Genomic DNA, 2,546 nt, shown 5'->3' on the forward strand with positions numbered 1-2,546 from the left:
ATACCTAGATCTAGCGACTGAATAGTCGCAAAAATTAATATTAAGCGTCTCATCTGTTGGGTCAAATTGTCTTGCCAAGAACTAAAATTTAGTCTGTTTTTGCAATTAAATGCACCTTCATTATTTCTGCCATTAATAAATGCCACTCCTACTTTCTCATCAACTAAATAATTCTCAATTGAGTATCTCTTTAAATAAACAAAATTATCATCTATGATAGTTTTCTTATTTAACAACTGATCAAAATCAAGGTCAGCTATAAAAAAACAAGCTTTTTTATTTTTATCAAGTTTGTTTTTTAAACTCTCTCTATAGATCTCTTCTAAATTTTTCTTTCCACCAACAGCATTAATATGATTAATTGTCAAAGAGTTACCAAAAAGTCTATTTATAATTGTCTCATAAATATGTACTCCTTTTGAGTCTTCAATATAAACAATAAGATCATCATATGAATCAAATAGAACTTGATATCCTAAAAAACCCTCGGGTGAGTATTCTGGTATTACCTTTAGCTCATTATCAGTCAATTTAAATCACCACCAATTACAACACATTTTTCTCGATTATAACCAACAATTTCTGGAGAATGTGTTGCAAATATTAATTGTAAATTAGGGGCAGCTTTAATGATTGACTTTGCAAACTTCCTTTGCCATGACACATGTAATGAGAGCTCCGGTTCATCGATGATAAAAATGCCTGATTGTTTAGAATTCACTTCAAAGATTAAGTATGCAAAAAATATTACAATTTGTTTCTCTCCAGATGACATTTTATCTAAGGTAACCMTTTTCTTATTGTTATTATCCCTTTGAATGAAAAGAATTCGACCGTCTCTATCGTTGAATATTAGTTCTTTTTTACTTTCAAATAGAAAACTATTTACTGTAGTTAAAAAAAGATTTAAATCTTCTTGAAGCAACGCCTTCTTACTATTTGTTTCTTGAACAWTTTTTTGCCATTTGATGATTCTCTCGATTTGTGAAACATTTGATATAAATGCTGCAACATTCGTATCAAATTCATTTTTTTGACTAACCCAATTTATAAAAAACTCATAACCTTCATATAACTTTTTTATAAAAGTATCTAATTCATTTTCAAATTGTCCTGTAAGGATACCCATTTCTTTAAAAGCCACTTTGAGTTCCGAAATTTTGGCTTCATCCAATAATTCGAAATGTTTCTGTATATCTCCTACTACAGGATATGTTGGATAATAACTAAACGAAGTTTGTAGCATTTCTTTTCTCATTCTGTTATTTAATTGTTCTAAACGCAACCCTGTTTTACGTTGGTACTCTCTTACCATTCTATTTATATAATTTAACGTATCATCAATACTACTTAAAGGTCTACTTGATCTTGAGTCCCAATTTTCGTGTACTTCAGCATTTCTATTCCTTTCATAGATATATCTCTCTCTACTATTACTAAACCCACCTTCTAAAAGTCTGTTATCTCTTGAAAGAGGGAGATATAGTAAATTCAACTCATTTGATATCTCTACTAGTATTGACTCTAGATTCGGAAGATCTTCATCATTTCTATTTTCACGGTTATAGTGACTATCAATATTTTTCAAGTCTACTGGAATAGTATAATTTTTCCAAGTTAGAATGTACTGATTATCTTCAACCAGTTCATATCTTATTATTCTCGATTCCTTATTATATTGATATTCAAGTTCTATTAAATCACAATAATATTTTTGTAGGAAATTTGCTTTTCCAGACGCAATTTCTGATATCACATTTAGTAGTGATGTTTTCCCCGACCCATTTAAACCAACTAGTAATGTAAGATCCTCAATAAACTCTACTTCAAAATTTCTCCAACCATACATATTTTTAATTAATAATTTTTTTAACATGAGTTTCTCCTGTTCTCCCTAAATTAACCAAACAATATTCCTATAATTCTATCATAGTAAAATAGACCTGAATAGACATAATTTGTATCTTTAGTACTATGACCATGTTATAATTATGGAATATATTACTATATTAGGTTATTATATTCCCGGAGGTTTTTAATTTGAACAAAGTATTATCAACTGATATCGAGCTCTTCGCGGCCGCGCTCTCACAAACAAACATAGTCGTTAGCAAAGACAATTTGCTAGAAAACGCAGGCATCATACGCGAATACTGTGAGAAATTTGTTAGGGTAGGTGATTCTTGGTTTTCGCGCAACATGTACGATTTCCACATAATGACTCGATAGTTACGAACAAATAAACGCCAAGATTAACGCATTGAAAGCGTTAGCTTGGCGTTTATTTTAGTTTTTACTCCTTGAATAGCTCGCTATATTCAAGCTACCGAAATCCAAAAATTTTTCTCTAACCGGTATTTAATCGTAGTAAATCCGACCTTAAAAGACAAATTTTGTATCCAAAGAACTAGGACGATGGTATGATATGGATGTCTATAAACTAGGGAATTACAAACTATCTTGAAAAGGAAATACTAATGGAGAATAAAGACAAAATATTAGAAGTGCTCAGTATCAACATGCTTGTGCTGTGCGATGATTGCCTC

Annotated in this window: 2 protein-coding genes; both read right to left on the bottom strand. The window is 30.6% G+C overall.

Annotated elements, in window-relative coordinates:
• On the bottom strand, window positions 1–530 hold a 530-nt coding region (locus AB4114_RS35660), incomplete at its 3' end, for a DUF4435 domain-containing protein (protein ID WP_441992661.1).
• Complete coding sequence (locus tag AB4114_RS35665) at window positions 527–1,876, bottom strand: AAA family ATPase (protein WP_441992662.1); 1,350 nt, start codon at window positions 1,874–1,876, stop codon at window positions 527–529. The genes AB4114_RS35660 and AB4114_RS35665, both read right to left, overlap by 4 nt.
• Window positions 1,877–2,546 lie beyond the last annotated feature (670 nt).

This window comes from Paenibacillus sp. 2RAB27, assembly GCF_052115445.1.
Taxonomy (GTDB): Bacteria; Bacillota; Bacilli; order Paenibacillales; family NBRC-103111; genus Paenibacillus_E.